The following is a 24,304-nucleotide window of genomic DNA, read 5'->3' as shown; positions in this document are numbered from 1 at the left end:
GCCACAATAGCCTTAACGCAATTGGATAATCCTCTTGAACTCTGTTTACAAAGGTTTCCTTTGCTGAATAAGGTTCGATAAACTACCATTTTCCGAATAGTAATTCTATCCTCGTCCAAGGCCTAAAAACCCATATTTCTATGCTATTTTTTTCGTAGGTTTTTCGAACCCTGTCTTTGATGCCTATCGTTCTATACCTCTGACATCGCGGCCATACGCTTCCATCTTGGCTGTGCCAAGTTCCAATTCTTTAGGGGGCTTTTCCATTATACCTACCGCGCTTTTCAACTCGTCCAGTTGTCGACTGCCATTCAGCGCCGCAATCTTATCCGCTGCGTCGATGGATTTACCGATGTTTTCCCGATTCAACCCGCCAATAAACGGCGTACGCTCTACGTGCCGGGACACTTCCTGCAGTCGGGTCGCTTCCAGTCCTTTTCCGTGCTCGCGTAGGCCCTGGGCCACCTGCCTGGCAGCGTCCTTAAAAACGGTCTGGGCTTCCGCGTGAGTTTGGGGTAGCGGCCGTTGGGCACTAGCTGCTTCTCTAGTCACTGCTATTACCTGCACCTGTTCGGCCGCCGCGCGAAACCGCCGCGCGTCCCGCTGGTCCTGCGCGGCATCGGGCCCCTGCAAAGCCGGATGCTTGCTGATTTTCTCCGCCGCCTGCTGAAACTGCCCCAAGTGGGTCTGAATAGCCGCCGGATTCAGGTTAGTAGCCTCTACCCCCTTCCCGACCGCGACGCCCTTCTCATAATTGCCGGCCCCGGGCATGTTGGCCACAATGTCCATTACCCGATAGCCCGTCACCTCAAATTCGCGGCGCGCATCCATGGCTTGCATCTGCGCGGATAAGGCAGCTAATGGCCGCGCCTGGCTGGGGTCACGCAGCTTTTCAGCTTCGAGGCCCGGCGCCGGGCTGATGACCTGCTCAAACATGGCCTTCAGCGCCTGCAGGTTCTTCTCTGCTTCCTGGGGCGCATGTGGGCGCACCATCGCCAGGTCGCGGGCCCGGTTGAGCGTGGCCGGGTCGATGCGGGCAAAGTCAACCTGGTAGCCGGCTTCCTTGCCCAGCTGCACAAACGTGGCCTGCAGCGTCCGTCCGTTGCCGTCCCGAAAGGCATGGGCATGGTTATACTGGTCGAGGTAGTAGGCCGCCCGTTCGGCAAACTTCTCTTCCGGCAGCCCTTTCAGGTAGTTCTCTTTGCCCAGCTGCTCACCGATGGCGTTCAGGCGCGGCTCTATCTCCTTGTAGGGCGCGTAGGTCATCGTTTCCTTGAAGCCGGTGACGTACGTGGGTTTGTGCCCCTGAAACTCCCGGTCGGCCCGGGTTTCGCCGGCCCACTGGTAGACGCCCTCAAACAGCTTCTCGTGCACCTGCTTGAGATGGGCGTGGTCATAGCGCCCGCCGGGTATGCCACCCTGCATATTAAGCCGCTGCAGGCGCAGCAGCGAGGAATCGGTTTCGGCCTGGGCCAGTTGCTGAGAGTCGGTAATGCCCAGCCGGTTTATCCGCACCCCGTTCTCGTCGCTGAATCGGTCGCCGGCTACCATCAGCGCGCGGGGTTAGGCTCGGAGGTAGCGGAGTCGGCTGCCGGCCGGTAGCGGGCCAGCAGCATGGCGTCAGTCAGCTCAATGGCCTCCTCGATGCTTATATCCCCGTCCACGTGTCGCTGCATGATGGCCAGGGCCTCCGGGCTGGGCGCGGGCCCGTTGCTCATCAGGATGGCAATGGAGTTGTTGGCGTGCCGCTCGCGCTCCTGGCGGGCGGTCAGCTGCTCGGGGGTGAGGCCGGCCGGGGCGGGCGTGAAAAAGGTCTTCATCATAAGGTTCTGGGTGTGGATACTCGGGTACTTACTTAACAGTAAAAAGGGCTTAAACGTCGCTTTTAACGGTCTTTTTGAGGCTAATCCACCTCATTCTTTGTGCCTCCTGCTAAGGTGTTTACATGCAGGGCCAGCGTTTCTTTTACCTGCTGGCTGACCCGCCGGTAGTTCTCCTGCACCACCGTCGACAATACGGCGGCGCTGTCCTCTTCGCCAGTCCCGAACGTGGCCACGGGGTGCAGCGGAAACCGCTCCTGTGTGGCGTCGGCCCGGGAGATGACGCCCTGGAAGAAGGTGCGCTCGGTTTCCACCGTCTGCCCGATAAACTCGCCCTGCTGCAGGCCGATGGCGTCCTGCACCCGCACCAGGTTGCGCTCCTGGTAGCTGGTGCTCAGGTTGGAGCTGTGGCTGCCGTGGCCCCCTCCCCCGCCCTGGCTCTTGCCCGTGCTGGTGCTGTGCATCTGCTTGTCCTCGCGGCCCACGAGCTCCGAGATGAACTTGGCCGTATCGAGCGAGTTGACCTTGCCGAAAAACTGGTTGTTGAGGTTGCTCACCATAACCTTCATCTTTTCAGGGCCATAGGCATCGGTCATTTGAGCTAAGTCCTGGGTCATGTAGATGGTGGCCACCTTGTTGCTGCGGGCCGTGGCCGGCAGCAGCTCCAGTCCCGGCACGTACACCGTGGCGGCCTCGTCGAGGAACACGTAGCTGCGGTGCTTGTGCTGCTGGTTCATGAGCTTGATGGCAACCGTGATGATGCAGCTGACCACCGGCGAGAAGGTTTCCTTAAGCGTGGGGTCGTTGCCGATGCACAGCAGCGCGGGCTGCTTCGGGTCATTCAGATTAAGCGAGAACCCCTCCCCTTTCGCCTCGTCGGGCGTGAGCACCCACACGATTTCCGGCGAGTTAATGCGGTTCAGAATCACCTGCAGCGTGCCCACCACGGCCGCCACCTGCTTCTCGGCCCGCTGCTCCACGGCCGTCACGATGCTGCGCACCATGCCGGCGCACTCCGGGTCCGTTTCCAGCATGCTCAGCACGTGCTTGAAGTCCTTGTGCACGGCCGTGGCCACCACGTGGGGAATAGTGCAGTAGCGGGAAAAGTGCTTTTTGTAAAACCAGATGATGCCCGTCAGGTAAGCCACCGCGCTGATATCGAAGAACTCCATCTTGCGGATGCTGGCCGGGTTGAGGTTGTTGATGATGGCCCGCGAGTACTCCTCGGCGAAAGCTACCACCGGCATGTCCTCGGCCCGCAGCGGGTTCACCCGCTCGCTGCGGGTCAGGTCGCGGAAGTTGATGACGTGCAGCACCACCGCCGGCTCGGGCTCTCCGTTGGCCAGCAGCCGCGGCGGATTCTGTCGGCGCCCGGCCAGCTCCAGCGCTTTCTGCGCCGTTTCGGCCAGCACCGGAAACTTGAAGTCGTAGATGAGCCCGGCAAAGTTCTTGGCCGCCAGCTGCTCGATGAGCGGCTCCCCGATGGAGTAGGTCTTGCCCGCGCCAGCACCGCCCAGCACCAGCACGCCGCGGTAGGGATTGGGCACGTTCACCCAACCGCCCCCTTCCGTGGGCAGGTTGAACCCATCCGGCGTCTCCAGCTTCTTACGCTCCACGCTCAGCCCGAACTCCGGGCTCCTGGTCGCGGCCCGTAGCAGCCCCACCACAAAGCCGCTGGCCAGCACCATGGTCACTGCGACGGGGTAGCCCACCCGGATAAAGCCCGGCGGGTAGGAAGCCATGGTGAGCAGCCCGTAGGCGCTAAGCAGAAACAGCCCCGCGCAGCTGGCCACGACGACGCGCACGGCCTCGGGCCGCAGCGGCTTGCGCCGGGCTGGCCCGCCGGGTTTGCGCTCGGGTGCGGGCAGCACGAATACCAGCACTCCGGCCATGAGCAGCACCAGCCCCCGCAGATAGCCGCCGGCGGCTTCATAGAACCGGCCCGCCTTGACCAGCAGCTTGCCTTTAAACCCCTGGCCGGCCGATGCCACGCTCAGCGCGGCCGCCCCTCCCCTACTCACTACCTGGTCGCCGGCCCGGCTCGTGGCCGTGGCCAGTTCGGCAGCTGGCTGGCCTACTACCGGCCCCGCCTGCCGCTGCAGCCGTGCCCGGCGGGCTTCCGCCCGTTGCTGATTGATGACGGCCATCCGGGCCGCCAGGCGCTGGCCGGGCGTCAGGCCTGGGGTCTGCACGGCGTGATGCTGGGCCGCCCGGGCTGCCGCTAGTTTCGCCGGATGCTGCAGCACGTACCATTCGCCGGCCAGCAAGGCCAGCAGCAGCAGGCCGATGAGCAAGCCGATAGATTGGGACTGGGCCGCCGGCCGGGGAGGTGAACTGGTCATAGGATACAGGGAAAGGGGGTAGATTGCTGGGGTACTTACATCTCGATGTCGAGCTCTGCCCCGCGCCGCCCGGGCTTCTCGGCCACGTGCTCGGTACGCTCGTCTTGGGTGTTCCGGGCGCGGCGTATCAGGTGCTGCACCGCGTGCAGAGCAGTGGTGGCCTGGCGCTGTGGAGCCGCCGCCTGCTCCCGCCCCGTACTAAGCAGCTGCAGGGCATTGTCAATGGGACGTCCGTCGCGGGCCCGCTCTTCCACCCGGGCCAGCATCCGGTAAAAGGTCTTGTCAAATTCCCGGGCCACCGCGATGCCCTGCACCGTGTCCGGCGCCAGGCGCTGCTCACGGGGCACCAGCAGGTTGATGCGCGCCACGCGCTCGGCAATCTTTTCCAGCCGGCCGGCGTCGTGGGTACTGTCCCGCTGCCGGGTGGCCTGGGGCCGTAGCTTCTCATGCTCCTGGGCCACGTAGCCGAACTGCCGCTCGAAGTGCCGGCCCGAAGCCGCCTGCCAGCGCATCAAATCAAACCGCTGCCGGCGCCCGCCGGGGTTGAGGGTTATCTGTTGCTCCGCGTCGCGGGCGCTGACAATGACGTGCACGTGGGCCTGCCGGCCCGTGCGCTTCTCCCCGGCTTTGGCCGTGCCGGCCACGACTTCGGGGTCGGTGCCCCGGTGGGTGCGGTCCTGGTGGAGCACGGCGCCCCACACGATATCCTGGCTGCCCAGCTTTCGGCCGCCGGGCAGGTTGAAGTTCTGCGCGTACTGCTGCATCACTTCCCGCGTGTAGGCCCTGAGCTTCTCCGGGTCGCCGCCGATGTGAGCCAGCTCCTGCTCACTCGGGCTCAGCACCAGGGAGTAGAATTTGGCCTCGCCGGCCCGCAGCCCTTTCACATTGGTATCGATGGCCTGCCGCACCTGCGCGGCGTTCAACTGGTCCGCGTCGGCGCTGAAAAATGCGGCTTCCTGCCCCTCCCCTACCGCTTCGTGCTGCAGGTACTGGAGCGTCTGCGCGCTGCTGCCGGTGTTGGTATAGGCCGCTTTGCCGTGCGTTTTGGGGTTGATTAATTTGACGTACATCGGAAGGTATACCGGTTTTTTTACTCGCGTATTGTGGGTGCTTTCCCGCCCTATTGCCCCTGCCCTGCTGCTGCTTCGGCTGTCTTACTGCGCTTGCCGGGCCCCTCCTTTCGTGCCGCTTCCAATGCTTCTTTCACCTGCTTTTCCACCGCTTCCTCGTTGCGCTGACGCAGCAGCTGGAGCGCCTGCTGCTGCCGTTGCAGCTGCGCCTCGCTGAGCGTTTCCAGCTGGGCATTGAGGTTGCTCACCAGGATTTCGTTCAGGCGCAGCAGCCGGTCCAGGGTGATGCGGGTGCACAGCATCTCCTCCAGCATGGCCGTGAGCAGGGTGCGCTCCTGCTCCTGCAGAAACCCGAATACCCGGTCCCCGAGCTTCTTTATCTGCTGCATGATGAGCTGCCCTTCGCGGGCCTCCGTCTCGCGGGGGTCCAGGCCCCGGGTAGCAAAGTATTCCACCGCCGCGCTGGCATATACTCCCAGGCTGGTGCCCACTTCCGTCGCGGCCGCTTCGGCCTTCCGGTGGGCGTTGTTGTCCAGCGTGACCCGCTTGCGTAGCTCCGTGTTCATCGTGCTGTTTCCGGTTTAGCGGCCTTGTGGGCCATTTTTCAATCTTTAAATCAGGCACTTAGCTTCCCATGGCCCATAAATCAGCTTTGCTGGTTTATAAACCACTCAAGACTAAGGCATTAGCCGCAGGAGTGGGTTGTTCTTCTTGCTAAGACTAATCTACACTTAGTAAAAAGTTAGTCAGAAGCTAGTACGCAGCTTTCCGCTTCCGTGTTAGAAGCTGCCGCCTTTTTCTTCACTGCCCGCTATTCCTTCTCCTTTGCTGGCTTCCGGCTTAGCCCGCCTTTCCCGGATACGGAACTATAATACCCTGCTAGCCGGCCACCATCAGACACGCACCTTGTTTCCCATCAATCGCTGCCTATAGCCCAGCAGCGACGTTTCCGTGAAACAGGCTGTTACTGCATTTCAGCAATTCTGTTTTTCTGTTGTCAGTAGTTATCAAAGTCCGCCGGGTGAGGTAGGGCTACACTGTATTTCTGCTTTTCTGTAGTTCTGTGTTTCTGTTCTCTGAATCCTGCTGCTGGCAGTTGACTAATTCTGCTTTTATATAATTCTGTTGTTCTGCATTTCTGTTTCGACAATACAGGTATGTCCACTTCATGCTCGTGCAGAACCGCAGTCCTCCAACTCTGCAGTTCAGCAAAAGTGCATTTCTGCTTAAATGCTTTTATACAATTCTGTTGTTTTACATTTCTGTTTATTAACTATGCAACAGAACTATTTTCCTGTTTAATTGCGTAAAAACATTTCTGCATTTCAGCAGAAGTGATGTTCTGTTTTTCTGCTTTTCTATTATATTTGGGCTTCTGTCCCGCTGGTCCTCGTGACCGGCAGCTACTCACGCCCGCAACCCCGCACCAACTATGTCCAAGGTTATCAGCTTTGCCACCCAGAAGGGGGGCTCCGGTAAATCCACCCTGGCCCTCGTGCTCGCCGCCCCGCTGGCCACCGAGTACGGCCTGCGCATCGCCGTGCTCGACTGCGACTACCAGCAGAGCATCGTCAAGACCCGCGAGCAGGTGGACGCCGCCAACTTCGCCAAGCTGCGCGAGGCCAACCCCGACGCCCAGTACCCCTACGACGTGTATCCCTGGCAGCTGAACCGGATTTTCGACTTCATCGATAACCCCGAGCACAACTACGACCTCATCATCATCGACGTGCCGGGCCGCGCTGACGGCGACGACGTGTTCAACGCCCTGACGGCCTGCGACGCGGTGATTGTGCCCCTGGTGTCGGATTACCTGGACCGGGCCTCCACGGCCGAGTTTATGACTATTCTGGAGGCCATCAAGAAAGCGGCCGACGACGCGCAGATTGACTTTCAGTACTACGGCCTGCCCACCAAGCGGGTGGCGGGGCAGCGGGAAGAGAAGGAGATGGACGACTACATCGACGGACTGGGCCTTTCGCGCTTCAATTCCTCCCTGGGCCACCGCAAGGCCTACACCCGTGCGTCGACCCTCTACAGCCTGCTTAACCCGGCCTGGGCGCGCTACGCCGGCGGCACCAAGGATACCTCGGACGAAATCCGCCGCGTCTGCGAGGAGCTCATCGAGCGCCTGGGCCTGCCCGACCGCCGCGCCACGGCCGCAGCTTCTGTCTCCACCACTTCAACCTCCGCGAAATAATGGGCTTCGAGAAACCACAAATCACGCCGCGCCGCCGCATTGAAGTGCCCGAAGAAGCCCGCCAGCAGGCCCGGGCCGGGATGGGAGGGGAGGCCACCCGCACGGCCACGGCGCCGCCCGCACCGGTAGAACCCATCGCACCGCCCGCCGCGGCAGCCGCTCCGGCTACCCCAGCACCGGCGCCCGCTCCGGTGGCGGCCCCCGCGCCAGTTGCGGCAGCCCCGTTAGCCCCGGCGGCTGCGCCCGTACGCGCCTCCACCCGGGGCCGTAAGCCCGCCGTGGCAGCTGCGCCCGCGCCGGAGATAGAAGTACCGCTGCACACGGTCCAAATCGCTAAATCCGTGGTGCAGGAGATTAAGATGAGCCTGCTGCTGGCCACGCCCGGCCCGGATACGCCCACCACCATCAAAAACTATCTGGAAGCCGCCCACCGGCACTACGACGCGCACCTGCGCAAAACCGGCAAGCTGCCGCCGGCCAAGTAGGGGAGGGGTAGAAAGTGCTGAATCAGCAAAGCCAGCCTCTTTGGGGGCTGGCTTTGTTTTTTGGGCGGTGGGGGAGGGGAGGGGCTAGCCGTCCCCGATTGAAGTGGCCGCTGGCTCTTTTTGAGATGGGATTACCTGCCCGTTAGGGTTGCTAGCAGGTTCTCCAGGTTGCTCAGAGACATCTTCATGCCCGTGGTGAAGCCCTCGAGGATTCTTTCCATCCGTTCAAGGGATTCATTGTACACCGCAATGCGCACCGTGGTGGTGCCGTTTTGCTCGCTGAATGTATGATTCCATTCCGAGCCGGGCAGTTCGACGTTTTCATCTTTGTCGGCAAACGCATTGTACATGCTGAAGTGGGTCTTGGGCGTAATGGCGGTGTATTCCTGCAGGGCCCAGCGCTCCTCGCCTGTGGGGCTGACCATGGCATAAAAGCGTTTGCCCCCCACGTGGAAGTCCTGGTATTTGGTTTTGGCGGTCATGGGGTGCGGGGGCAGCCATTGGTCCAACAGGTCGGCCTTGGTAAACGCATCCCACACCAAGGACAGGTCCGCGTCAAATTCCCGGGTGATGGTGACGGTTTTGGCGGCTTTGTCGACCGCAAACTCAAATGCTACAGCGTCGCTCATTTCTTCTGGTTTTTTAGGGTTGATAATACCTGGTCCAATTGATTGAATCGCGTTTCCCACAGCTTCCGGTAGTCGCTTAGCCAGTGGTCCACTTCTTGCAGCCGCTCCAGTTGCAGGGAATAGTAAATTTCCCGGCCGTGTTGCTGCTGGGTCACCAGTTCACATTCCGTTAGCACACGAAGGTGTTTGGACACCGCTTGCCGGCTGGTCTGGAAGTGTTCGGCTATAGTGTTGGGGGTCATTGCCTGCACGGCAATCAAAGCGATGATAGCTCGCCTGGTCGGGTCGGCTATGGCTTGAAAAATATCTCTGCGCATGGGTCAAGGAATTTTATGAAACCAACTGGTTGCAAATGTATGTGCAACCAGTTGGTTTCGCAAACAGCTTCGCAGTCAATTTTGGCCTTGGTTAAAAGTTTGGTACAAAGGTTAAACGGGCGGGGCCGCAGGAGACTCCCAGTCGAAGGCAAAAAGGGCCTCCAAATCGAAGGGGAGTGAATCTTTTAGGGCGTCGTCCGAGAAATCGAACTCGCCGTTCAGATTGATGTGCTGCCAGCTCGCCCGTGAGCTGGCAGTACATCAATCTGCCACGGACTAGCGCTCGGCCGCCGGGGCATGAAGCAGCTACTGGTTGGGACAAAGGCAATTCCAACAGACGATTACGTTCTGCACCAGCCGTTTGCAAGGGCCTGCTTGCGTGGGTGGTCGCATGCCCGCCGTCGCCCGCTCATGGATACTCTCGCGGCCATACCCAGCCAGCGCGGCGAAGAGGCCCAAGACCGCCCGCCCGGCCGGGGTGGCCGTATCGATGCCTAGGTCCAGAGCGACGAAGCGGACCTGCCGGGCGTGCAGAGCGGCCACCACCTACATGATGTGGGTGCTGTTGCGGCCCAGCCGGTTCAGGCGGGCTAAAGTCACCGTGTCCCCGGCACGCAACGTGGCCAGCCGCTCGGTGAGCACCGGGCGCTGTGAGCGTGCCGCTGATTTTTTCCCAAATCAGGCGGTCTACGCCCGCGACCTTTAGTTGTCCATATCAAAATGTCACATCTGCGTACTTTGCCGCCATGTCCGATTTCCGTCTGCGCGTATTTGCCGCTGTGGCCCGGCACCTGAGCCTGACCAAGGCCGGCCAGGAGCTGTTTGTGAGCCAGCCGGCCGTTACCAAGCACATCCGGGAGCTGGAAGCACAGTACGGCCAGCGCCTGCTGGAGCGGCGCGGCAACCGCGTGACCCTCACCGAGGCCGGCCGCCTGCTGCACGCCCACGCCGATGCCGCCGCCGCCGCTCAGCAGCAGCTGGAGGACCAGCTGCTGGCCCTGCGCGACCCCGACGAGGCCGCCGGCCGCCTGCGCCTGGGGGCCAGCACCACGCTGGCCCAGTACGTGCTGCCGGGCCTGCTGCCCGCCTTCCAGGCCCGCTACCCGCAGGTGCAGCTCTCGTTTCTGAACGCCAACTCCGAGCGCATTGCCGAGGCCCTGCTGCGCGGCGAGCTGGACCTAGGCTTCGTGGAGGGCCGCACCAAGAGCCACGACCTGCACTACGAGCTGCTGCTGCCCGACGAGCTGGTGGCCGTGCGCCGCGCCACACCCGGCGGCCCGCCCGCCGCGCCGCTGCTCCTGGCCGAGGCGCTGGCCCACCCGCTGGTGCTGCGCGAGCGGGGCTCGGGCACGCTGGAAATCCTCGAATTTGCCCTGCGGGCGCAGCACATCAAGCTCAGCGCCCTGCCCGTGGCCATCTACCTGGACAATACGGAGGCCATCAAGCGCTACCTCGAAGCCGCGCCCACCGCCCTGGGCTTCGTGTCGCGCCGGGCCCTGGACCGCGAGCTGGCGGCCGGGCTGCTCGAAATCGTGCCCATTGCCGGGCTGCACCTGGCCCGGCAGTTTGAGGCGGTATCGGTGCAGGGGCAGCCACTGGCCCGGCCGGCGCAGCGGTTCCTGAGCTTCGTGCAGGGGCAGCTGAAGGGGGGCAAATAAAAAATGGTGATGCCGGATAACCATTCGGTATCCGCTGAAAGCACCACTTTATGAGCAGCTTACGTACCATTGCAGCGTAGTGCGGACCGGGTGGTTCGCCCATCTTCACCCTACTTGCTTATACTCATGGAAAACACTCCGCAGCCCGCCCCAACCGATGCGCAACCCGCCGCCGAACCGGCCGCCCACGATGGCACCCCGCACTACGGCGACTTCGGCCACCCCGCCGACCCCACCGCGCCCCGCCACTACCAAGCCCCGACCAACGACGGCACGAACGACAACCCCGACGAGTTCAGCGAATTTCGCGGCAAGCACGCCGCCGCCACCGAGCACTACTGCATGCCCGAAGCCATTGCCGACCCCCACCAGCAGCGCGGGCACGTGGAGCAGAATCAGGCCGTCGCGGCCGTGCAGGCCAGCGCGGACGGCACGCCCGGCGAGCAGAAGGCTGCCTACGCCCTCGACGACCCCCGCATGGCCGGCGGCGACGTGTTCGACCTGAAAGACGAGCAAACCGGCTTCTAAGCCCTCAGGCCAGTAGTTCATCCGTCCAGCGGCCGGCTCGTACACCACGAGCCGGCCGCTGGCGTTTCCAGCCCTCGCGGCGGCCGGCTTGGCCACGCAAAACGGACGCGCCACCCTGGCTCGGCCCGGGCAATCAATAACCTTTGGTTATGCAGGATAATACTATTGGATAATCCAATCGGTGGGCAACGCCGTATATTTGCCTCAGAAACAAACCCCTCCCGCTCATGGCCCTCCCAGTTCAGCCCACGCCGCTTCAAGCTTCCACCCCGCTGCCCGCCCCTGCCCCGGCCGGGGAAACCGCCGCCCCCGAATTCAACGAAACCACCGGCTTCTTCCGCCACCTGCACACGCCCCGGGTGGTGTTCGGGCAGGACTTCACCTTGAAGCAGGTGGTGTTCGTGCTGTTCTTCGTGTTCTGCCTCACGCCCTGGGCCTCGCCGCCCATTGCCCTGGCGCTGGGCCTGCTGCTGGCCCAAACCATCGGCAACCCCTTCACCACGCAAACCAAGCAGGCCACGGCCAAGCTGCTCCAGTTTTCGGTTATCGGGCTGGGCTTTGGGATGAATGCCCACGCGGCGGTGCAGGCCGGCAAGGAAGGCATCCTGTTTACGGTAGTGTCCATCTTCGGCACGCTGCTGCTGGGCTTGGTCGTGGGCCGGTGGCTGGGTCTGGGCAAGCACGTGGTGCACTTGATTTCGTGCGGCACCGCCATTTGCGGGGGCTCGGCCATTGCGGCCATCGGGCCGGTGCTGCGGGCCAAGGACGAGGAAATGTCGGTGGCGCTGGGCACGGTGTTCGTGCTCAATGCCGTGGCCCTGTTCGCCTTCCCGCCCATCGGCCACGCCCTGGCCATGACGCAGAACCAGTTCGGCCTGTGGTGCGCCATTGCCATCCACGACACCAGTTCGGTGGTGGGCGCGGCGGCGGCCTACGGCAACCAGGCCCTGGAAGTGGCCACCACCGTGAAGCTGGCCCGCGCCCTCTGGATTATCCCGGTGGCCATCGGCACGGCCATGATTTTCAAGCAAAAGGGCGTGAAAATCACCATTCCCTACTTCATCTTCGGCTTCATCGCCGCGATGCTGGTCAACACCTTCGTGCCAGCGGCCAAGCCCCTGGGCCCGGTGATGGTGAACCTAGCCAAAATCGGCCTCACGGTCACGCTGTTTTTTATCGGGGCGGGTTTGTCAGCGCGGGTGGTGCGCTCGGTGGGCATGAAGCCCTACGTGCTGGGCATCCTGCTCTGGGTGGTGATTTCGACCGGCTCGCTCTACGTGATTCTACACACGGTATAGATGCTTGGTCGGGGCAGAGCGACCGAATGGTAGCGCTTGCTTTGCCCGATTTAACTAATTGACTGTCTGCATTCCGCAAAACAAGTTGTTTTGCGCGCTGGCTGGCCTTTGCCGCCTGTTTCACCTCTCTCCTTGGCCTCATGGAAACCACTCCCGACCCCTCGCCTCGGCTGCAGCCGGAAGACAAGCAGGCCTTCATCAAAATCGCCGGCCTGCTGACCTGGGTGATTGCCCTGATGGTGCTGGTAGTAGCCGTGACGGCCTACATCGTCGTCTTCAACCCTAAAACGCCCGACCTGCTGGCCGATGCCCCGGCCACGACGGCCGCCGCTGCGAGTGGGCCTGCGGCGGGCTTGCCTGACGTTGCCGGGGGGGCTGTGGGGAGCAAAACCAACTTCTTCCAGCCCGCCCGCTTCGTGCTCGACAGCGTGAAGCCCGACCCGGAGGGCCAGCTCATCCGCTACGGCCACGAGCTGATTGCCCACACCCCCCACTACCTCGGCCCGCAAGTGGCCAACCCGGCCCTGCGGCTGGCCGGCAGCAACCTGGCCTGCCAGAACTGCCACCTACAGGCCGGCCAGAAGGCGTTTTCGGCCCCCTACGTGGGCATCTGGGGCATTTACCCCACCTACAAAGGGCGCGAGGATGCCATCAGCACCCTGGAGGACCGCATCAATGGGTGCATGACGCGCAGCCTCAACGGCCGGCCCCTGCCGGTGGACGGCAAGGAGATGAAGGCCATCATCACCTACATGAAATGGCTGGGCCGCCAGGTGCCAGTGGGGGAGAAGGTGAAGGGCCAGGGTTTTGTTAAGTTCACCATGCCCAACCGCGAGGCGAATCTCGGGCAGGGCAAAATCGTCTTCGCCCAGCAGTGCACCAGCTGCCACGGAGCCAATGGCCAGGGCCGCCTCAACGGCACGCTGGCCGCCGATGGCTACCAGTACCCGCCGCTGTGGGGGCCCGACAGCTACAACGACGGGGCCGGCATGCACCGCCTGCAAACGGCGGCCCGCTTTATCAAGGCCAACATGCCTTTCGGCGCCACGGCCGAGCACAGCATCCTCACCGATGACGCCGCCTACGACGTGGCGGCCTACATCAACTCGCTGCCCCGCCCGCGCATGGCCCACCTGGAAAAGGACTACCCCAACCTGAAAAAGAAGCCCGCCGACTGCCCTTACCCGCCTTACGCCGACCGGTTTACGCAGCACCAGCACCAGTTTGGTCCCTACGCGGCGATGGAAGCGGGCAAAAAGGGCGGCGAGTAGCCCCGCACCGATTTCCAGTTTCACCCCTTTCGTTTTCACCGCGCTGCTTCGGTGGTGCCCTTTCCCCAGTTGCCATGAAACACCTGCTGCTGACCGCCGCGCTGCTCGCCGGCCTCACCCTCTCGGCCCGCGCCCAGACGCCCGCCACCCGCAACGCCACCGCCATGCATGACCGCGAAGCTTTTCAAAAAGGTGCCTTCCAAGGGGCCACGGCCGACCAGGCCCAGTACCATGTCATCTACCAGCTCGACAGCGACGACCCCAAGCTCATCCAGCAGACGCTGCGTAACATCGGCAACGCGCTGGAGGACAGCCGGCTTAAAGGCAAGCTCACCGTGGAGCTGATTGCCTTCGGCGGGGGCACCACGCTCTACCGCAAGGACCAGCCCTACGAGGCCCAGCTCACGGCCCTCAAGCAGAAAGGCGTGATTCTGGCCCAGTGCCTGAACACGCTGAAGGAAAGGAAAATGAGCAAGGACGAGCTGCTGCCGCTGATTTCCTACGTGCCCAGCGGCAACGGCGAGCTTATTATCCGGCAGGCCCAGGGCTGGTCGCTGGTGCATCCGTAGCGCCGGGCTCTCCGCTGCTTTCGTGCTTTTCTCCGCTTTCCTTACCCAACCCCATGAAACCCCTTCCGCACCTGCTGCTGGCGCTGGCACTGGCCGCCCCGGCCGCCCTTTTCGCCCAGACCATGCCTATCCAAAAGCCCACGCCGCCCGAGCCGGCCCACCGCTTTGACCCGCCCTGGAACGCGCCGTTTCAGGCTGGAGTGCCCTTCACGGTGCCGGGCATCGACAACGCGCCCGACCTCTACGGCGACGTGGTGGACCCGCAGTTGGTGGTGTTTTTCGGGGGCAACCAGTTCATGGTGCTCGATGATTTGCTGAAGGAGTTCCGCAAGGCCCACCCCGAGTACGTGCGCATTTTCGTGGAAACGCTGCCGCCCGGCATCCTGGCTAAGCAGATTACGCAGGGCAGCCTGGTAGTAGGCAACCTGCGCATCGAGCTGAAGCCCGACGTGTACGCGGCCGGCAAAAACCGCATGGATATGACGCCGGAGTGGTTTGCCCGCACCACCAGCTACGCCCAGAACCGGCTGGCCATCCTCGTGCGCCAGGGCAACCCCAAGAAGGTGACCAGCCTGCGCGATTTGGGCCGGCCCGAGGTGCGCGTGAGCATGCCTAACCCCGAATGGGAAGGCATCGGCAAGCGCATCGAGGAATCGTACGAGAAGGCCGGGGGCGCGGCCTTGAAAACGGCCGTGATGACGACCAAAGTGAAAGCCGGCAGCACTTACCTGACCCAGATTCACCACCGCCAGTCGCCCCTGAGGGTGCTCTACGACCAGTCCGACGCGGCCCCGGTGTGGTACACGGAGGCCTTTTATCAGAAAATGCTGGGCCACCCGGTGGAAAGCGTGGCCATCCCGGCCAAGGAAAACATCATGGCCAACTACGTGGCCGGGGTGATGAAAGCCGCGCCCCACGCCAAGGCCGCCGAAGACTTTGTGGCCTTCCTTAACAGCCCAGACGGGCAGGCCGTGTACCAGAAATACGGCTTTTTGCCGCCCGTTAAGTAACGCGCTAATACCCATGAAAACATCCCCGCTTACCCGGCTCCGCCGCTTCGCTCTATTGCTCATGTCTCCTGCTCTGCTCGCGGCCGCGCCGGCCGCCGCCCAAACCCTGCACGTGTACGGCCCCGGCGGCCCGGCCACGGCCATGAAGGAATGCGCCGCCGCCTTCACCAAACAAACCGGCCTGGACGTGGCCGTCACGGCCGGCCCCGAGCCCAAGTGGCTGGCCCAGGCGCAGCAGGACGCCGACCTGGTGTACGGCGGGGCCGAGTACATGCTCACCCAAACGGAGCTGGCCCACCCCGGCTTTATCGACGAAGCCAGCCGTACCAGCCTGTATGCCCGCGAGTCGGCGGTGCTGGTACGCCCGGGCAATCCGCTGCACATCAAGCGGCTCGAAGACCTGGCCCGGCCCGGCGTGCGCCTGCTCGACGTGAACGGGGCCGGCCAGATGGGCATGACCGAGGACATGGCCCGCACCCCGGCCCTCATCAGCAACCTGCAGCACAACACCAAAACGTCGGTCAAAACCAGCGCCGAGGCCGTGGCCCTCTGGCAGCAAAAGCCCCAGGACTACGACGCCTGGATAACCTATGCCTCCTGGCAGCCGCGCCTGCCCGGCTCGGCCCTCGTGCGCCTGCCCCGCGACCAGCGCGTGAGTCGGGGCACGCCCATTGCCCTCACCCAGCGCACCACGCAGGCCGCCGCGGCCCGGCAGTTCGTGGCCTTTCTGCAGTCGGCCGACGGGCACGCCATTTTCCGCCGCAACGGCTGGGAATAGGCCGGGCGTTGGCGGCCGGAAAGCAAACACGAAGAACGTCCTGCTTCGGCTGCGCTCAGCAGGACGGGCAAATGGCTCTTGGTTTTCACTATTCCACCTTGCTTTCCCGCATTCGCATGGCTATTCCTTCGCTTCCGATGCCGGTGCCTAGCACCCCGTTGCCCGCCGCCCCCCCGGCCGACCACGAAACGCCGCACTGGCTGTTTCGCTACGTATTCAGCCAGGACCCCAAGACCATTGCCAAACAGTACCTGCTTACGGGCATGGCCTGGGCTCTGGTGGCGGGCACGCTTTCCACGCTGTTTCGCTTGCAGCTGGGCTAACAAAGCAAGTTTGAAAATACGGGCCGCCGTACCTGCGGCAACCGCTTCTCCATCATCCAAACCCCATGACCCGTCTCGCTCAACTCCCCGGCCTGCTCGCCCTGACCGGCCTGCTGCTCACCGCCATCAACCCACCGGGTCACGGCCAGGAAGGCGGCAAAATGCTCAAAAAAGAAGGCAAAACCGACGACAAGTTGCTGCGCGAAAACCGCCGCATGATGCGCGACGGCCGCGTGAACCACGGCCAAAGCCTGAGCAAAGAGCCCAAGCTCGTTCGGGAGGAAGACCGGCTGGACCATCGCCAGGCCCCCGCCCCGCGCAAAACCCGGCGGGCGGGCGGTTCGCCGCGCTAGCCGATGGCCCAGTCTTCGTCCCACGCACCGCCCCTGGCCTACACTGAAGTAGCGGGCCAGAGCCTGCGCCGCATCGAGTCGCTCAGCGACGGCGTGTTTTCCATCGCCATGACCCTGCTCGTGCTCAACCTGCGGGTGCCGGCCGCCGCCCTGGTGCGCACCGAGGCCGACGTGGGGCCGGCCCTGCGGGCGCTGCTGCCCAGCATCGGGGGCTACGTGCTGGGGTTTCTCTCGCTGGGCATTTTCTGGGTGTGCCAGAGCACGCAGTTCACCTACCTGGCGCGCAGCGACCGCCGGCTGGCCTGGTGGCACATTGCCTTTCTGCTGGTGGTGGGGCTGCTGCCCTTTTCCACGGCGTTTCTCACCACCCATTTCCCCCTGCGCGGGGCCGTGCTGGTGTACTGGGCCAACCTGCTGCTGCTGGGCGGGGCGTTGCTGGGCAGCTACCGCTACGCCCAGCGCCACGGACTGCTGCGGCCCGAGCACGCGGCCGTGGGCCGGGCCCTGGTGCGCCGCCTGGGCCTGATGCAGGTGCAGTACGCGGCAGCGGCGGGCCTGTGCTTGCTCAGCGTGCCGGCCGGGGCGGGGCTGCTGCTGCTGGTGCAGCTTAACTACGCGTTGGGCCTGGTGGCCGACCGCTGGCTGGGCGACTGAAGAACCCATCGGGGCCAAATGGTGCCGCGTGGGTGGCCGTATACTCCCCCATTGCCTGTCCTATTTCCTTTCTGCTCCCTCCCATGAAAAAACACCCCCGCCTGTACCTGGGCCTGCTGGCCGGCGTGGTCGCCATCACCGCCAATACTCTGGGGCTGAAAGCGGCCCCGCTGATGGCCGTCAACGCCGAAAGCGGTGGCCTGCTCAAGCTTGTACTGCTGCATACCACGCCGGTGTTGCCGGCCGGGGGGCTGCCCGAGGGCTTCAAGCTGCTGTTTCATTACCTCACGGGGCTGGGCATGGTGGGGCTGTACGTGCTGGTGTTCGAACCCCGGCTGCCGGGCAATGGCTGGGTAAAAGGCGGCCTGTTTTCGCTGCTGCCCTGGGTCCTCAACGGCTTCGTGGTGCTGCCGCTGCTGGGGCAGGGCTTGGCGGGCGGGCACGTGCTGACGGCCGGCGGCATGGCGTACTTTTTTGTTGCCAACGCGGTGTTTGGGCTGGTGCTGGGCGGGCTGTATGCGTACCTGCGCCAGCAGCAGGAGGCGGCAGGGGTCTAGCAGCGCTGGTTTCCGTAAGCGTTTGCCTGTTAAATTTCCGCTCTTCTCGGCGCGCATTTCCGTCCTTCCCCACTATTTAAGTCTGGTCATGAAAATCACCAAATACATCCATTCCTGCCTGCTGTTTGAGCTCGACGGCCAACAAATTCTCTTCGACCCCGGCAAGTTTTCCTTCAACGAAGGCCTGGTGCAACCGGAGGTTTTTAAGGACGTCTCGGTCGTCCTCATTACCCACGACCACCCCGACCACCTTGATGTGGTGGCGCTAAAGAAAATCGTGGCCCTGCACCAGGCCGTCATCATTTCCAATCGTGAAGTGGCGGCCGAATTGAAAAAGCACGGCCTGGCCGTGCAAATCCACGAGGAAGGCCCCCTGGAGTTGGGCGCGTTTCAGCTGCAAGCCATTCCGGTGCAGCACGAGGCCATTCTCGACAGCCCCTTGCCACAGATGACGGCCTGGCTGGTGAATGGCAAGGTGCTGAACCCGGCCGACTCTTTTGCGCACAACCTGCTGCAATTCGCGGGCGTGGAGCTGCTCATTCTGCCCGTCACCGCGCCTTTTCTCACGGAGCTGGTGGTGGCCGATTTCGCCCTGAAAATGCGGCCGCAGCAGATTCTGCCAGTGCACGACGGCTACATCAAGCCCTTCTTCGTGCAGCAGCGCTACGAGAACTACGGGCCGTACTTTGAGAAGCACGGCATCACGTTTCACCGGCTGGCCGAACCGGGCGCGGCCATTACCCTCCCGTAGCCCACCCCCATGCCGCTTACCCCCACCAACCCCCTCGCCCTGTCGGACCGGCTGGCCCTGCAACGGACCCGGCTGGCCAATGAGCGGACCTTGCTCACCTACGTGCGCACCAGCCTGGCACTGGTGGGCTTCGGGTTGGCGCTCCTTCAATTTCACCCCGAGCGGGGCGGCCGGTTGGGGTACTCCGCGCTGGCCGTGGCGGGATTGGTGCTGGCGGTAGGGCTGCTGCGCTTTCGGGCGCACCGCCGGGAGCTGGCGGCCTGCCAGCTCCCGGCTGGCGGCGGTGGTTGAGCAACCAACACCCCCGGTGCTACCCGAGCCAAAAGCGTTTGCACCCATAAAAAAGGCCCCTGCTGCGTCATGCACCAGGGGCCTTTTTGGTCAGCAGCCGGCTTACGGCTGCGTGAGCGTGACCGCGCCGGCCGGGTTCTTGTCGCCGAGCACCACCACGGCAAAGCGCCCCGCCAGCCGCAGCCGAATCTGGTAGTAGGCGTTGACTTCGACCGCCCCGCCATCATCGGTTTTGAAAGAAATGACGGGTTCCGGGGCCACCAGCGCGGTTTTGCTGTCCGACAGGTACAGCGTGTAGGTGGTGTTGGCGGCCAGCTGCTTGAGGGCCAGCACCATTTCGTCGAGGTCTTCGGTGGGGCGGATGGTGGCCCCGCCGCCCACGCCGGGCACTGGCTGCGTACCCAGGGGCACCAGCCGAATATTCACTGGCGTCACCGGCGTGAAGGCTTCGAGGTTGCCCGTGCCGGGGCTGCCGCCCCCGGCTTTCACCACGTAGAGCAGGGCCTGCGGGGCCTGGCCGCTGCCGGTTTCGGTGAGTTTGGTATTCGTTTTGGTGTCGATGCTGACCAGCGCGTCGCCGTTTTCCAGGCCCACGTAGAGCTTGCTGCCGTCGCCGTTGGGCCACACGCCGTGGGGGTTGGGGCCCACCGGAATGGTGGCCACCAGCTGGCGCTGCCGCGAGTACACTTTCACCACGTTTTCGCCGCCCACCGTCACATAGGCGAAGTCGCCGGCGCTGGCCCCGCTGAAGCGGGTGCCGCCGCCGGGGCCGGCCATGTTTACGTGGTTGGTGCCGGGGCCGGTGTCAATCACGCCTTCCACGGCGTAGGTCTGGGCATTCACCACGGTCACCTTGCCCACGTCTTTGTGCGTCATCCACACCTGCTGGCCGTCCTCGGTCACCACCAGATTGGGCGAAAACTTGCTCACCACCGGCACCCGGGCAATCACCGCGCGGGTCTTCACGTCAATCACGTCGAGCATCGCCGTTTGGGAGTGGTCCACGAACGCCACCTTGCCATCGGGCCGGAACACGACCATGCTGGGCTCGTGCTCGGTGGCGATGTTTTTCACCACCTGCAGCTTCTCCACGTCAATCACCGTCACGTAATCCTTGCCGCGCACCGCCACCCAGAACTGCTTGCCGTCGGGCGTGAAAAAGCCCTCGTGGGGGTTGCGGTCCACGTACACCTTGCCTTTCACGGTGTTGGTGGCCAGGTCAATGAAGATAACGGCGTTGGTGAGCGTGGCAATCACGCCCAGCGTCTTGCCGTCGGGCGACACGCCCAGCCCGTGCACGTTGGACTCCATATCATAGAGCGGGCTCAGGAACTCGGGCCGGCCCTTGCCCAGGCGAATCACGCCCAGCAGCCGGTTGGTGCTCGGGTCGTGCACCGACACCGTGTTCGACGACTGGTCGGCCAGGTACACCCGGTCGGCGGCGCTGGCCGCGACGGGGCCGGGGTCGGGCGGCACCACCATGTCGGGCAGGGTCTCCTCACTGTTCTTTTTCGAGCAGGCCCCGAGCAGCAGGGTGGCCGCGAGGGCCCAGGTGGATAAGTTAGTAATGCGCATGGAAGAATAAAATGGAGTGGAAGGGATGCTAAAAAACGAAGGCTGGCTCGTCGTGAAACGGGCCAGCCTTCGGACCGTTGCGGGGCTACGGCCTAAAATTCGGGGCCTTAGCGCGGGGCCGGGGTCAGCAGCTGGCCGTTGGCCACGGGGCTGATTTGCACGACTTGCGTGGTGCTGCCGGTTTTGCCGGCCGCGTCGGTTACGGCGGCTTTGATGGTGACGCTGGTTTTGCCGCCCAGCTGCAGGGTGCCGCCCACGCTCCAGCCGAAGGTGGTGCGCACGAAGCCGCTCGGGTCCAGCTCGCTGCCGGCTGTGTTGAACACCGGGGCCAGGTTGCCGCCGGCCGGAATCACGTTGCCGTTGGGCTGGAGCAGGGGCACGTCGAAGGTGACTTTCAGGCCCGGCACGTAGCGGTTCACGCCGGCGTTGGATTGCGTCTTGTCCTCAATCGTGCCGCGGTCGGCGGCGGGCTTGCCGAAGGTGCCGTCCCCGTTTTCGGCCACGTTGATGCCGTTGCGCGACTTATCGAGCGCCGACACCTGGATGAAAAACAGCGCGCCGCTGGTGGGCGGGACCGGCAGCACGCCGGCCGTCTGGATGCCGGGGCTGACGCTGCTGGGCGTGCGCGGGGCAATCATGGTCACCGTGGGGCCGTCGGGGTTGTCCACCGTGCCGTATGTGATGGGTTTGGGGGCGGGCGTCAGGGCCTCACCGCTGAGGGCCCCGTTGGGTCCGGGGCCTACTTTCAGCAAGCGGGTGGCCGTGACCTTGCGGCCGGCGCGGTCCGTTACCGAAGTCGTGAGTGTGAAGCTGCTGGTGCCGGCGGGCACGGCCTCCAGCACGTGCCAGCTCACCCAGATGGTGACACCCGGGCCGGGCGTGTCGTCGGTGCCCGCAATGTTGAAGAGCGAGGCCAGGTTGGTACCCTTCGGGATGGTGCCGCCGTCGGGCTTAATCAGGTCCACGTCGAGACTGGCCGCGAAGCCGGGCAGGTTCACGTTGGGCTGGCCCAGGGCGGCGGTGTTGCGGATGTTGAGGCTTTCCTTGGTGGGGATGGTGACGGTGTCCTTGGTCACGATTTCCAGGTTGATGGCGAAGCCCGTGCCGTTGTAGTCGGCCGTGGTGGCGTTGCCTAGCCGCCCGCCGGGCATGATGGTCGCGCCCTCCACCGGCGAGACGATGTTGAGCACCGGCGGCGCGCTGGTGTCGGCGATGGCCTCGTTGTCCTTCTTGCAGCCGCCGAGCAGCAGCGCACACGCCGCCACCGGCAGCAGAAACCGCTTGAGCGACTGCGCCCGCGAGCTGACGCCAGTGTGTTGATTGAAAATGGATTGCATGTTATAGGGTTGTGGTTACAAGTGAATTCAGTTTAGATTAGCTCGGCATTGCAGCAGGAATGGTTGCCCCGGCGGCCATTAATGGCCTTTGGGTGGCCGTCCAAAGGCGGACTATTCGGCCACCAAAACGGGTTCGCTGTCAGCGGCTTTGGGCGCGACGATTACCCGCGAAAACGTTTTGCCGGATGGATTCAAATCCCCGCCCGCGATGCGCTGCACCGGCCCCAGCGCCTGGCCCATGGCCCCGCCTTTGGCGTCGGTGCGCACGGTGGTCAGGGCGTAGTCGCGGGGGTAGGGTGCCTTGGTGCCGCTGGTCAGGAAGATGTCGTAGTCGGTGTTGGGCGTCAGGCCGCGCAGGGCGAAAGTGGCCAAATCCACCAGCCCTTCCGAGCGCAGGGTCATGGTGCCGGTGGCGGGGCCGGGCGTGGGCGGCTTCAGGGTGCGGACGAGGGCGGGCTGGTCCACCAGCTGCCGGCCCAGGCCGGTGGCGCCGGCCGCGCCGGCCGGCACGGCGTTGGGCACGTACATCAGGGCCATCGGGGCCTGCCCGACTTTTATTTTGGCCAGCACTTTATTGCTCGCGGTGCTGATGGCCACGGCCGAGTCGCCGTTTTCCAGGCCCACGTACACCCGGCTGCCATCGCCCGAGGGCCAGATGCCGTGCGGCAGCGCCCCCACCGGAATGGTGGCCAGCTGCTTAAAACCCGGGGCGCGGCTGTACACCTTCACCACGTCCTCGCCGCCCACCGTCACGTAGGCCAGCTTGCCGGCAGCCACGTCCACCGTGGCTACGTGGTTGGAGATGGGGCCGGTCGTCAGCACGCCGCTGATGGTGAGCGTCTTGGTATCCAGCACCGACACCTTGCCCACGTCCTTGTGCGTGAACCAGATTTGCTGGCCGTCCCGGGTAGGGAAGATATTGGGCGAGAAGGGGCTCACCACGGGGACCTTTTTGATGACTTTGTAGGTGGCCACGTCCACCACCGCCAGCTCGGGCGAAAAGCTGGAACACACGAAGGCGCGCTTGCCGTCGGGGCTGAAGGCAATCTGGCCGGGGCCGTTGGGCACGGGCACACGGCGGGTTTCGCGCAGCGTGGCCACGTCGATGACGGAGAGGTAGTCCTCGCCGCGCACCGTTATCCAGGCCTCCTTGCCGTCGGGCCGGAACGTAGCCTCGTGCGGGGCGCGGCCCACGTACACGCTGCCCCGGATGGCATTCGTAGCCGTCTCGATGAAAGTGACGTTATTGGAGCCCACCGACACCACGGCCAGCAATTTGTGGTCGGGCGAAGCGCCCAGGCCGTGCACCAGCGCCTGCCCTTTGTAGAGCGCCGACAGCAAATCGGGCTGCGGCTTGCCCAGCACAATCTGGCCCAGCAGCTGGTTGTCGGCGGGGTCGATGACCGAAACGGTGTTGGAAATCTGGTCGGCGGTGTACACCCGGTCGCGGTGGCTCACGGCCTGGGCCGCAGCGGCGCTGGTAATAAGCAGCAGGCCGGGGAGAAGGGGAAATTTCATTTGGGATTGGGGAAAAGAACGTCATGCTGAGCATGTGGCGCATCAAGCCAGGAGCGCAGCCGTAGTCGAAGCATGACGGTTCTGATTGATTGGGCGCTATTTGCCAGAACTCTGGCTCGCCACCGGATGCTGCTTCAGCCAGGCGGCCATCTGCTGAATCTCGACCTGCTGCTCGGCGATGATGCTTTGGGCGAGGCGGCGCAGGGCCGGGTCTTTGCCGTATAGCAGTTGCAGGCGGGCCATGTCCACGGCACCCTGGTGGTGGGGCAGCATCATGGCCGCGAAGCTGGCGTCGATGTCGTTGGGGTTGGCGCCGGTCATGCGGCGCATGCCCTCGTCCATCACCACCATCACCGAATCCATGCCGTGCTGGAAGGCGGCGACCGGGGTGCCCGGGGCGGCCATGCCGTGGTTCATGTGCATGCCGGCCATCCCGGCCATGCCCGGCATCGGTTTCGTGCCCGCCGGGTTATGTTGGGCGTGGGCTGTCAGGGCTCCGATGAAGGTGAGTGCTAGTAAAAAGAGGAAGGGTTTGGTCATGTCGTGCGCCGTTGCCACCTCATGAGCGGGGGGCTGGTGCGCTAACGGGCAACTCCAGAAGATGAACGCCCGACACGGGCCAACTGGACCTATTCCGGGGTGAACCGGCCTTTTGCGGCCCGGCCCGGCTCAGGCGAAGCGCTTGAGCAGCTGCTGCACCCCGGCGCTGTAGCTGCGCGAGGAGGTGACGTGCTGCCCGTTGGCCATGCGAAACAGGTACTCGCCGTGCGACCAATGCTTAAAATCCACGATGTGGGCCGGGTTGACGATGCACGAGCGGTGAATGCGCAGGAACACGGCCGGGTCGAGCCGCTCGGCCAGCTGGCCCAGGGCCGTGCGCAGCGGGTAGTGCCTGCCGGCCGCGTGCAGCAGCACGCCGTTGCCGGTGGCTTCGAAGTAGCACACCTCGGCGGCCGGCACGAAGAAGCTG

Annotated in this window: 27 protein-coding genes and 1 pseudogene; 15 read left to right on the top strand and 13 right to left on the bottom strand. The window is 63.9% G+C overall.

Annotated features, from left to right (window positions below; translation table 11 throughout):
- Positions 1-183 precede the first annotated feature (183 nt).
- The 5 genes from LJ738_RS16765 to LJ738_RS16745 form a co-directional block, all read right to left on the bottom strand.
- On the bottom strand, positions 184-1,551 hold the full coding sequence (locus LJ738_RS16765) for a Fic/DOC family protein (RefSeq protein WP_187455467.1): 1,368 nt from the start codon (positions 1,549-1,551) through the stop codon (positions 184-186).
- Entirely contained in the window at positions 1,551-1,823 is a 273-nt protein-coding gene (locus tag LJ738_RS16760; RefSeq protein ID WP_187455466.1) for an antitoxin VbhA family protein, read from the bottom strand. The genes LJ738_RS16765 and LJ738_RS16760 overlap by 1 nt, the downstream gene beginning before the upstream one ends.
- Before the next feature lie 80 nt (positions 1,824-1,903).
- Positions 1,904-4,162: a TraM recognition domain-containing protein gene (locus LJ738_RS16755; RefSeq protein ID WP_227787529.1), complete on the bottom strand. Its 2,259-nt coding sequence runs from the start codon at positions 4,160-4,162 to the stop codon at positions 1,904-1,906.
- A gap of 35 nt (positions 4,163-4,197) precedes the next feature.
- A complete protein-coding gene (locus LJ738_RS16750) occupies positions 4,198-5,232 on the bottom strand; it encodes a DUF5712 family protein (RefSeq protein WP_227787528.1) in 1,035 nt (344 codons plus the stop codon).
- A 50-nt stretch (positions 5,233-5,282) separates the two neighbouring features.
- Positions 5,283-5,798, bottom strand: a complete 516-nt coding sequence (locus LJ738_RS16745) for a BfmA/BtgA family mobilization protein (protein WP_227787527.1) — start codon at positions 5,796-5,798, stop codon at positions 5,283-5,285.
- Positions 5,799-6,664: 866 nt separating this feature from the next.
- On the opposite strand from LJ738_RS16745, the gene LJ738_RS16740 reads away from it, so the two are divergent.
- A complete protein-coding gene (locus LJ738_RS16740; protein ID WP_227787526.1) occupies positions 6,665-7,432 on the top strand; it encodes a ParA family protein in 768 nt (255 codons plus the stop codon).
- Positions 7,432-7,917 carry a hypothetical protein gene (locus LJ738_RS16735; protein WP_227787525.1) on the top strand — a complete coding sequence of 162 codons (486 nt, stop codon included), beginning with the start codon at positions 7,432-7,434 and terminating at the stop codon, positions 7,915-7,917. Before LJ738_RS16740 ends, LJ738_RS16735 begins: the two co-directional genes overlap by 1 nt.
- A 131-nt stretch (positions 7,918-8,048) precedes the next feature.
- On the opposite strand, the gene LJ738_RS16730 is transcribed toward LJ738_RS16735, so the two are convergent.
- The 3 genes and pseudogenes from LJ738_RS16730 to LJ738_RS21635 all read right to left on the bottom strand — a co-directional run bounded on the left by LJ738_RS16730 (position 8,049) and on the right by LJ738_RS21635 (position 9,505).
- Entirely contained in the window at positions 8,049-8,546 is a 498-nt protein-coding gene (locus tag LJ738_RS16730; RefSeq protein ID WP_227787524.1) for an SRPBCC family protein, read from the bottom strand.
- Positions 8,543-8,863 carry an ArsR/SmtB family transcription factor gene (locus tag LJ738_RS16725; protein ID WP_227787523.1) on the bottom strand — a complete coding sequence of 107 codons (321 nt, stop codon included), beginning with the start codon at positions 8,861-8,863 and terminating at the stop codon, positions 8,543-8,545. The genes LJ738_RS16730 and LJ738_RS16725 overlap by 4 nt, the downstream gene beginning before the upstream one ends.
- Before the next feature lie 306 nt (positions 8,864-9,169).
- A pseudogene (locus tag LJ738_RS21635) lies at positions 9,170-9,505 on the bottom strand (recombinase family protein).
- Between the two features lie 104 nt (positions 9,506-9,609).
- Between LJ738_RS21635 and LJ738_RS16715 the strand changes: the two are divergent.
- The 13 genes from LJ738_RS16715 to LJ738_RS16655 all read left to right on the top strand — a co-directional run bounded on the left by LJ738_RS16715 (position 9,610) and on the right by LJ738_RS16655 (position 18,904).
- Positions 9,610-10,521, top strand: coding sequence for a LysR substrate-binding domain-containing protein (locus tag LJ738_RS16715; RefSeq protein ID WP_227787522.1), 912 nt, complete (start codon positions 9,610-9,612; stop codon positions 10,519-10,521).
- Between the two features lie 126 nt (positions 10,522-10,647).
- Positions 10,648-11,049 carry a hypothetical protein gene (locus LJ738_RS16710; protein WP_227787521.1) on the top strand — a complete coding sequence of 134 codons (402 nt, stop codon included), beginning with the start codon at positions 10,648-10,650 and terminating at the stop codon, positions 11,047-11,049.
- Positions 11,050-11,276: 227 nt separating this feature from the next.
- The gene (locus LJ738_RS16705) at positions 11,277-12,347 is read left to right on the top strand and encodes a YeiH family protein (protein WP_227787520.1); all 1,071 of its coding nucleotides are present in this window, start codon (positions 11,277-11,279) and stop codon (positions 12,345-12,347) included.
- A 140-nt stretch (positions 12,348-12,487) separates the two neighbouring features.
- Positions 12,488-13,618, top strand: coding sequence for a c-type cytochrome (locus LJ738_RS16700; protein ID WP_227787519.1), 1,131 nt, complete (start codon positions 12,488-12,490; stop codon positions 13,616-13,618).
- A 74-nt stretch (positions 13,619-13,692) separates the two neighbouring features.
- Positions 13,693-14,187: a DsrE family protein gene (locus LJ738_RS16695; protein WP_019949221.1), complete on the top strand. Its 495-nt coding sequence runs from the start codon at positions 13,693-13,695 to the stop codon at positions 14,185-14,187.
- Between the two features lie 53 nt (positions 14,188-14,240).
- The gene (locus LJ738_RS16690) at positions 14,241-15,197 is read left to right on the top strand and encodes a molybdate ABC transporter substrate-binding protein (RefSeq protein ID WP_019949220.1); all 957 of its coding nucleotides are present in this window, start codon (positions 14,241-14,243) and stop codon (positions 15,195-15,197) included.
- 13 nt (positions 15,198-15,210) lie between these two features.
- On the top strand, positions 15,211-15,975 hold the full coding sequence (locus LJ738_RS16685) for a substrate-binding domain-containing protein (protein WP_208133678.1): 765 nt from the start codon (positions 15,211-15,213) through the stop codon (positions 15,973-15,975).
- Positions 15,976-16,091: 116 nt separating this feature from the next.
- Positions 16,092-16,298, top strand: a complete 207-nt coding sequence (locus LJ738_RS16680; RefSeq protein ID WP_073112413.1) for a hypothetical protein — start codon at positions 16,092-16,094, stop codon at positions 16,296-16,298.
- Positions 16,299-16,363: 65 nt separating this feature from the next.
- On the top strand, positions 16,364-16,651 hold the full coding sequence (locus LJ738_RS16675) for a hypothetical protein (RefSeq protein WP_019949217.1): 288 nt from the start codon (positions 16,364-16,366) through the stop codon (positions 16,649-16,651).
- A 3-nt stretch (positions 16,652-16,654) separates the two neighbouring features.
- Positions 16,655-17,305, top strand: a complete 651-nt coding sequence (locus LJ738_RS16670; protein ID WP_019949216.1) for a TMEM175 family protein — start codon at positions 16,655-16,657, stop codon at positions 17,303-17,305.
- 83 nt (positions 17,306-17,388) lie between these two features.
- A complete protein-coding gene (locus LJ738_RS16665) occupies positions 17,389-17,862 on the top strand; it encodes a hypothetical protein (RefSeq protein WP_227787518.1) in 474 nt (157 codons plus the stop codon).
- Positions 17,863-17,950: 88 nt separating this feature from the next.
- Positions 17,951-18,613, top strand: coding sequence for an MBL fold metallo-hydrolase (locus LJ738_RS16660; protein WP_227787517.1), 663 nt, complete (start codon positions 17,951-17,953; stop codon positions 18,611-18,613).
- A gap of 9 nt (positions 18,614-18,622) precedes the next feature.
- A complete protein-coding gene (locus LJ738_RS16655) occupies positions 18,623-18,904 on the top strand; it encodes a YidH family protein (RefSeq protein WP_208133673.1) in 282 nt (93 codons plus the stop codon).
- A gap of 102 nt (positions 18,905-19,006) precedes the next feature.
- Here LJ738_RS16655 and LJ738_RS16650 read toward each other — a convergent pair whose 3' ends face one another.
- The 5 genes from LJ738_RS16650 to LJ738_RS16630 form a co-directional block, all read right to left on the bottom strand.
- Positions 19,007-20,479, bottom strand: coding sequence for a YncE family protein (locus LJ738_RS16650; RefSeq protein WP_208133672.1), 1,473 nt, complete (start codon positions 20,477-20,479; stop codon positions 19,007-19,009).
- A gap of 107 nt (positions 20,480-20,586) precedes the next feature.
- Entirely contained in the window at positions 20,587-21,816 is a 1,230-nt protein-coding gene (locus tag LJ738_RS16645) for a hypothetical protein (RefSeq protein WP_227787516.1), read from the bottom strand.
- Positions 21,817-21,927: 111 nt separating this feature from the next.
- A complete protein-coding gene (locus tag LJ738_RS16640) occupies positions 21,928-23,334 on the bottom strand; it encodes a YncE family protein (RefSeq protein WP_227787515.1) in 1,407 nt (468 codons plus the stop codon).
- Between the two features lie 96 nt (positions 23,335-23,430).
- Positions 23,431-23,874 carry a DUF305 domain-containing protein gene (locus LJ738_RS16635; protein ID WP_051166806.1) on the bottom strand — a complete coding sequence of 148 codons (444 nt, stop codon included), beginning with the start codon at positions 23,872-23,874 and terminating at the stop codon, positions 23,431-23,433.
- A 129-nt stretch (positions 23,875-24,003) separates the two neighbouring features.
- Positions 24,004-24,304 (bottom strand): LytTR family DNA-binding domain-containing protein (locus tag LJ738_RS16630; RefSeq protein WP_227787514.1); only part of this gene is annotated, 301 nt, incomplete at its 5' end.

The sequence above is a fragment of the Hymenobacter plasmatis genome, assembly GCF_020711255.1.
Classification (GTDB): domain Bacteria; phylum Bacteroidota; class Bacteroidia; order Cytophagales; family Hymenobacteraceae; genus Hymenobacter.
Note: the sequence above shows the minus strand (reverse complement) of the source record. Positions and strands in the feature narration are given on the sequence as shown.